The organism is Streptomyces sp. NPDC048718 (assembly GCF_043198875.1).
Taxonomy (GTDB): Bacteria; Actinomycetota; Actinomycetes; order Streptomycetales; family Streptomycetaceae; genus Streptomyces.
Map to the genome: position 1 here is coordinate 39173 of NZ_JBICVG010000030.1, position 6420 is coordinate 45592.

Genomic DNA, 6420 nt, shown 5'->3' on the forward strand with positions numbered 1-6420 from the left:
CTGCGGGACATCAGCGGTGGGCGATCACCAGAAGTTCGCCGTCTCCGTCACCGACCGATTCCCGGTTCCAGCCGCCGTAGACGTCCTTGACTTGGAAACCCGCGGTACGCAGTGCCGCACGCACTTCCCTCTCGGTCCGAAAGCGCAGGGTCGCGGTGCTCTGCAGTTGCTGGTGGTCGGGGAAGGCGTAGTGGTGAGTGAAGGAGACCGCGCCGTCGATGACGGCCGTGACCTCGGTCCAAGCCGTGACCACGGTTCCGTCCGCCAGCTCGACCTGCCGGTGGGAGTCGACCGGGTTCCACGCCTCCCAGCGCCGGGCCGCGGGGTCCCGGGTGTCGAAGACCAGGCGCCCGCCTGGCACGAGTGCACGCCTCAGATCGGCGAGCGCGCGGCCGAACTCCTCATCCGTGACGAAGAACTGCGCGACATGACTGGTCATGACCGCGACGTCGAACGCGGCGTCGGGCAGGTCCGCCGAGGTTCCCTCAACCCAGGTCACCCGTTCGGAGCCGGGTTTGGCGCGGGCTGCCTGGAGCGAGGCGCGGGCCGGATCGACTCCGGTGACCACGTGGCCGAGTGCGGCCAGGCCCAGAGCCAGCCGCCCCGTCCCACAGCCGAGGTCGAGCACCCTCCATCTCCGGGTCTCGCCGACCACTCCAAGGAAGAAGTCGTCCTCACGTGTCCACGGGCACTCGGCATCGTAGACAGTCACCAACAAGGGATCACGGAACTCGGCATGCAACATCAGCGGAGGCTAACCAGAACGACGAGAGATCAACTACCCATGACAAGGCCCGACTCGCTGTGCCACGGCGATCCGAAAGGCACCTTCGCCTGCCGTTTGCCGAGGACCCCGCCGGGATAGGTCCGCTCGAATTCTCGGATGGCTTCGATGAGCCGTTGCCGCGGGCTCGCTGACGCGCTCGCCCTCCCGGATCCGCTCGGCGGTTCCCCTCGTTCCGGGCGGCCGGGGTCTTGGCTGCCTCGCCCCAGTGAACGCGGAGCCAGTGCCCGCCCACAGTCCGACCGCCGATGGTGCGGCCCAGCCATCCCCAGACCGGAGCCCCTGCCGTCCTGGTGGGCAGCCGGGCGGCGGTGTGGGCCAGGGCTTCCTCCATGCGTGCCCTGGTGGTCTCATCCTTGAGCACGTCCATCGGTGGCCTTCCCGAGATGGCCTGGAACGGGAAACGGGGTCAGCCGAGATAGGGCCGCTCGCGCCCTTCCAGGAAGTGGCGGAGCCGGAGCAGTTGCGTGTGGTGCATCGGCAGCCCGTCCAGCTCATCCGGCGCGACGAACCGGAGTTCCGTCGACTCGTCCGAGATCACCAGTTCTCCGCCGGTGATCCGCGCGGTGAAGCAGACGTTGAACTGCCGGCGCACCTCGCCGTCCGTGTAGGCGATGACGTGCCTCGGGTCCGTATACGTACCGACCAGGCCCGTGATCTCCACGTCCAGGCCGGTCTCCTCCTTGACCTCGCGAACGGCCGTGCCGGGAAGCGAGTCGGTGAGATCCATGCCCCCGCCGGGAAGCGCCCACAGGTCGTTGTCGCGCCGCCGCTGGAGCAGGATGCGCCCCCGCTCGTCGGTGACGACGGCGGAAGCCGCGACAACCATGCTGTTCGGCCGGGGCGCGTTCGGGTCGTCGTAGTACTCGGTCCGTGCCATGGTCACCTCTCGTGCGGTACGGGCGTCGCAGTGGACCACACCGCGTCGAAGCTCTCGGCGTAGGTGTCGAACATGCCGCCGTCGCCGCTTCGCCGAAGATGCCACACCGGAGCCCCGTACGCGGTGACCCCCCATACATGGGCATTGACCAGCATGTGGTCATCGGCCCGGTAGAGCGAGTTGTAGAGAGTCGTCCCGTGGGTCCGGATGTCGATGCCGGGCACGCCGATCAGGGGTCGGTAATGCATGAGTGCCAGCCGACAGCGGGACTCGATGCCGTGGCCGAACTTCTCCTCCTGGCCGCGCGCCCGGACGTTCTCGCTCCCGGCGTCACCCACCGCGATCCGGATCGCACAGCCCTCCGCGGCGCGCTTGTTCAAGAGATCGTTGAGCCGGGGGTACGTCTCGTGCAGGAAGAGGGCGGCGTACACCAGCACATCGATCCGCTCACGCGCTTGGTCCAGCACGTCGACGAACGCCGACACGGGGGTGTCCGCCCTCTGCGCGTAGAGCGCCACGAGTTCCGTACTGCCCGCTCGTTCGGCACGCACCCGTCGCAGTCCCGGCCAGAGTGCGTGCATGTCCTCCCCCAGTGTCTCTGCCACCCGCATGGCTGTGCCGCGGCGTGGCGTACGGCCGAGATTGACCCATCGTTCAACGGACTTGGGGTCCACATCGACCTTCTCCGCGAGGCCGGAGTACGTCCAGCCTCCATCCGCCATCACGGCACGCAGTCTCTCGTTCGGCACGCGTCTCCCCCTGCTCCTCGGGACGGCCCCAGGGGACGTTCTACCGGACAGGGGACGTCCCGAAGTGGGGTTTGGAGGAGGTTCCTCCGTCCTTACGACAGACGTGATGATCGCGAAGCGCATCGGTCATGAGGACTGGTCGCACCACCTTCGTTGACAACGGCAACCACAAGGGAGCACCCATGGGATGGGGAACAGGCAAGGGTGGCAGCGGCGGCGACGGGAAGCACGCCGGGGACAAGGATCCGGGGACCGCCAAGCCTTCGTCGGACACGAAGATGCCCCAACCCGAGCCGAAGCACAAGAAGAGCAAGTGAGGACGAGGTGACGGACCGCGAGGTGGTGGCCGAGCAGACCGCGATGCGTGGTCTGCTCGGCGCAGTGACAGCGGATCTCGGGGAGCCGTTGGCCCCCGCCTGGGAGGAAGCCTTCTGGGCGGTGCCCCGGCACCGGTTCCTGCCGGACCGGGTGTGGCTCGGCGCCGCGCTGGACGTGTGCGACCGGAACACCGACCCCGGTGGGTGGCTGAGCGCCGCCTACGCGGATGGCTCGGTGGTGACGCAGGTCAACGACGGGCGCGACCCCGGCGAGGGTGATCCGTGGCCTTCGTCGTCGGCGTCGGCGCCCTCGATCGTGTTCCGCATGCTCGGCATGCTGGACGTACGGACCGGGCACCGGGTGCTCGAAGTGGGCACCGGAACCGGATGGAACGCCGGTCTCCTCGCCCACCGCGTGGGCGCCGGGAACGTGACGACGATCGAGGTGGATCCCGCTCTCGCCGCACAGGCCGCGCTGAACCTGAAGAACACGGGTCTGGAGCCGAGGGTGATCGACGGGGACGGCGCGGCCGGCCACCCGGCGTCCGCCCCGTACGACCGGATCATCGCCACCTGCTCCGTACGCGAAGTGCCCCGCGCCTGGCTGGAGCAGACCCGGCCGGGCGGGGTGATCCTCACGCCGTGGGAGACCCCGTGGGCCTGCTACGGGCTGGTGCGCCTGGTCGTGGAACCCGAAGGTCCGGCCTCGGGCCGGTTCCACCCGCACTCGGCGTTCATGCTGATGCGCAATCAGCGCACCGACCTGCGGATCTTCCGGGACGTGGTGCGGGACGAACACGTCCCCGACGAGTCCACGACCGACCTCTCCCCGTGGGCGGTCGCGGGGGACGACTGGGCGGCCCGGTTCGCCGTCGGGCTCCGGACGCGGGACGTGTGGCACGCCTGGCACGACGACCCCGATGTGGACGGTGTCGCCGCAAGGCTCTGGCTGGCCACCACGGACGCCACGTCCTGGGCGGCGGTCGACTGGGACGGCCGGACCCGCGAACGGTTCACCGTGTGGGAACACGGCCCGCGCCGGCTCTGGAACGAGGTGGAGACGGCGTACGCCTGGTGGCGGGAAGTGGACCGGCCGGGACCGGAACGCTTCGGGCTGACGGTCGCCACCGACGGAACGCACACGCCCTGGCTCGACCGACCCGACCATCCGGTGCCCGCACCTGTCCGACCTGAGGCATAGCGAAGACCGGACCGCTCCTTGGCCTTTCGGCCCATGCGGGGTGGTCCGATCGCTCCCCTGGTCAGTCACCGGCCAGACCCCGGCGCGGGGCGAACACCTGCCGTTGCGCCCGGGTGCGGGCCGCCCCCTACGGCCGAGTGAGCCGAAGGGGTGCGTCGGGGGAACAGTGCCGAGCACGATCGGTGCTGTGAGTCCGACTCCAGCACCCCGTGGGGGTCCCCCCGCCGAAGGCAGGGGGAGAACCGAGGCACAAAAAAAAGGGGGGCCGGGCCTCAGTCCTCCAGGCCGTCGGCCGCGCGCTGCTCGCGGAGGTCCTTGATGGCGCGGCGGCGGGCCAGGCGGTGGGTGCGGCGGATCTGGGCTTCCTGGTAGCGGCGCTTGTCGCGCTCGGTCTCCGGGATCACCGGCGGGACCGGGCGGGGCTTGCCGTCGCCGTCGACGGCGGCGAACACGAGGTAGGCGGTGCCGACCTGGGTGGCGGGCGTGGACTCGTTCCAGCGCTCGGCCATGACCCGGACGCCGACCTCCATCGAGGACCGGCCGGTCCAGTTGACCTGGGCCTTCACATGCAGCAGGTCGCCGACCCGGACCGGCTCCAGGAAAGCCATCTCGTCCATGGAGGCGGTGACGGCCGGACCGCCCGAGTGCCGGCCCGCGACCGCTCCCGCCGCGTCGTCCACCAGCTTCATGATCACGCCGCCGTGCACCGTGCCCAGGAGGTTGGTGTCGTGCGCCGTCATGATGTGGCTGAGAGTGGTACGGGAAGCCGACGTCGGCTTGCCGGGGATGTCGCCCTGATCTGTCATGCCCTCTACCTTATGCCCCGCCGCGACACACCCCTGTTTTGCATCAGCTTGGCAACAGCGGGTTCCCGATCCCGCACCCGCCCTGTCGGGGCGGGCCGGGCAGACGGCAGACTTACCGTATGAATGACTGGCCCGACGGGCGGAGCGAAGACCGCGGATACGGACGCGGCGGCGCGAGCGGACAGCCCGAGGAGGCCCGCCGGATGCGCCATGTCCAGCGTTCCCAGGTCCCGCCGCGGCAGCAGGGCGGCCGAGGGCAGGGCCCGGCGTACGGCCAGGGGCACCAGCAGGGCTACGACCAGGCCTACGGCCAGGGTTACGACCAAGGTCGCCCGCAGAGCTACACCGACGCGCGCGGCACCGGATACGACTCCGGTTACAACAGCGGACAGGTCTACGGCGGCGGCCCTGGCGGCCCGCAGGCCGGTGGCGGCCACGGCGGCGGCCGCGGAACCATCCCGCCGCAGTACGACCCGCGTCCGGCGGGCGCGGGCGGCGGCCGGCCGGGCCCCGCGCCGGACTGGCGCAAGCGGATCAAGGTCGGCTCGATCGTGGCGCTCGTCGTGATCGTCGGCTGGAGCGCCGGCACGTACGCCTGGGCCAGTTCGCGGATGCGCAACGAGGTCGATCTGGCCAAGGTCATCGAGCGCCCGGCGGAGGGCGACTGCACGACGTATCTGATCGTCGGCTCCGACAGCCGCGAGGGCATGACGGCCGAGGACAAGAAGAAGCTGCACACCGGCTCCGCCGAGGGCAAGCGGACCGACTCGATGATGATCCTCGCGTCCTGCTCCAGCGGGAACACGATGGTCTCGCTGCCCCGTGACTCGTGGGTGACGATCCCGTCGTTCGTGGGCTCGGAGTCCGGCAAGAAGTACGGCGAGCGCGGCGGCTCCAAGCTGAACGCGGCGTACGCGATGGACGGCCCCGAACTGCTCGTCCGCACGGTCGAGTTCAACACCGGTCTGCGCATCGACCACTACGCGGAGATCGGCTTCGCCGGCTTCGCGAACATCGTGGACGCGCTCGGCGGTGTCGAGCTGAACATCGAGAAGGGCTTCAAGGACAAGAAGTCCGGCGCCGACTTCCAGTCCGGCACCCAGACCCTCAACGGCGAGCAGGCCCTGGCCTTCGTCCGGACCCGTTACGCGTTCGCCCAGTCCGACCTCCAGCGGACGAAGAACCAGCAGAAGTTCCTGTCCGCGCTCGCCAACCAGGCGGCGACTCCGGGCACGATCATCAACCCGTTCAAGCTGTACCCGACGCTGGGCGCGGGCCTGGACACCCTCATCGTCGACAAGGACATGTCCCTGTACGACCTGGGCAAGATGTTCTTCGCCATGAAGGGCATCAACGGCGGCGACGGCAAGTCGATGAACATGCCGCTGAGCGGCACCGCCCCGCAGAACTCCCTGCGCTGGGACATGCCCAAGGTGAAGCAGCTGGTCAAGGAGATCCAGAACGACGAGCCGGTGACGGTCACCGCCGACCGCTGACCCCTCTGACACCCCTCTGACACATGGAGAAGCCCCGGTGCCGTACGGCGCCGGGGCTTCTCCATGACCGCGTATCCGCGTGCGTCCCCGCTTACGGGAGGTTGCGGGCCATGACGATGCGCTGGACCTGGTTGGTGCCCTCGTAGATCTGGGTGATCTTGGCATCGCGCATCATGCGCTCGACGGG

The 6420-nt window shown here is 69.5% G+C and carries 8 protein-coding genes; 3 read left to right on the plus strand and 5 right to left on the minus strand.

What is annotated here, in order from left to right; all coding sequences use genetic code 11:
• Positions 1 to 10: 10 nt before the first annotated feature.
• From ACGFRB_RS33135 to ACGFRB_RS33145, 3 genes are all read right to left on the minus strand, one after another.
• Entirely contained in the window at positions 11 to 712 is a 702-nt protein-coding gene (locus tag ACGFRB_RS33135; protein ID WP_393248353.1) for a class I SAM-dependent methyltransferase, read from the minus strand.
• A 481-nt stretch (positions 713 to 1193) separates the two neighbouring features.
• Complete coding sequence (locus ACGFRB_RS33140; RefSeq protein ID WP_393248355.1) at positions 1194 to 1664, minus strand: NUDIX domain-containing protein; 471 nt, start codon at positions 1662 to 1664, stop codon at positions 1194 to 1196.
• A gap of 2 nt (positions 1665 to 1666) precedes the next feature.
• Positions 1667 to 2413, minus strand: coding sequence for an XRE family transcriptional regulator (locus ACGFRB_RS33145; RefSeq protein ID WP_393248357.1), 747 nt, complete (start codon positions 2411 to 2413; stop codon positions 1667 to 1669).
• A gap of 182 nt (positions 2414 to 2595) precedes the next feature.
• Between ACGFRB_RS33145 and ACGFRB_RS33150 the strand changes: the two genes are divergently transcribed.
• Together ACGFRB_RS33150 and ACGFRB_RS33155 are read left to right on the plus strand one after the other, a co-directional pair.
• Entirely contained in the window at positions 2596 to 2730 is a 135-nt protein-coding gene (locus tag ACGFRB_RS33150) for a hypothetical protein (protein WP_393248359.1), read from the plus strand.
• A 7-nt stretch (positions 2731 to 2737) separates the two neighbouring features.
• Entirely contained in the window at positions 2738 to 3931 is a 1194-nt protein-coding gene (locus ACGFRB_RS33155) for a methyltransferase domain-containing protein (RefSeq protein WP_393248361.1), read from the plus strand.
• Positions 3932 to 4203: 272 nt separating this feature from the next.
• Here the strand turns inward: ACGFRB_RS33155 and ACGFRB_RS33160 are convergent, their stop codons facing one another.
• Complete coding sequence (locus ACGFRB_RS33160; protein WP_361237042.1) at positions 4204 to 4737, minus strand: acyl-CoA thioesterase; 534 nt, start codon at positions 4735 to 4737, stop codon at positions 4204 to 4206.
• A 119-nt stretch (positions 4738 to 4856) separates the two neighbouring features.
• On the opposite strand from ACGFRB_RS33160, the gene ACGFRB_RS33165 reads away from it, so the two are divergent.
• Positions 4857 to 6233, plus strand: coding sequence for an LCP family protein (locus tag ACGFRB_RS33165; protein ID WP_363012278.1), 1377 nt, complete (start codon positions 4857 to 4859; stop codon positions 6231 to 6233).
• Between the two features lie 91 nt (positions 6234 to 6324).
• Here ACGFRB_RS33165 and ACGFRB_RS33170 read toward each other — a convergent pair.
• A partial coding sequence (locus tag ACGFRB_RS33170) for an acyl-CoA dehydrogenase family protein (RefSeq protein ID WP_157849844.1) occupies positions 6325 to 6420 on the minus strand: 96 nt, incomplete at its 5' end.

Bases quoted from the DNA above. Each gene is read 5' to 3' on its own strand.
- ACGFRB_RS33165 (WP_363012278.1), top strand. From the start codon at position 4,857: ATGAATGACTGGCCCGACGGGCGGAGCGAAGACCGCGGATACGGACGC.
- ACGFRB_RS33150 (WP_393248359.1), top strand. From the start codon at position 2,596: ATGGGATGGGGAACAGGCAAGGGTGGCAGCGGCGGCGACGGGAAGCAC.
- ACGFRB_RS33160 (WP_361237042.1), bottom strand. From the start codon at position 4,737: ATGACAGATCAGGGCGACATCCCCGGCAAGCCGACGTCGGCTTCCCGT.
- ACGFRB_RS33140 (WP_393248355.1), bottom strand. From the start codon at position 1,664: ATGGCACGGACCGAGTACTACGACGACCCGAACGCGCCCCGGCCGAAC.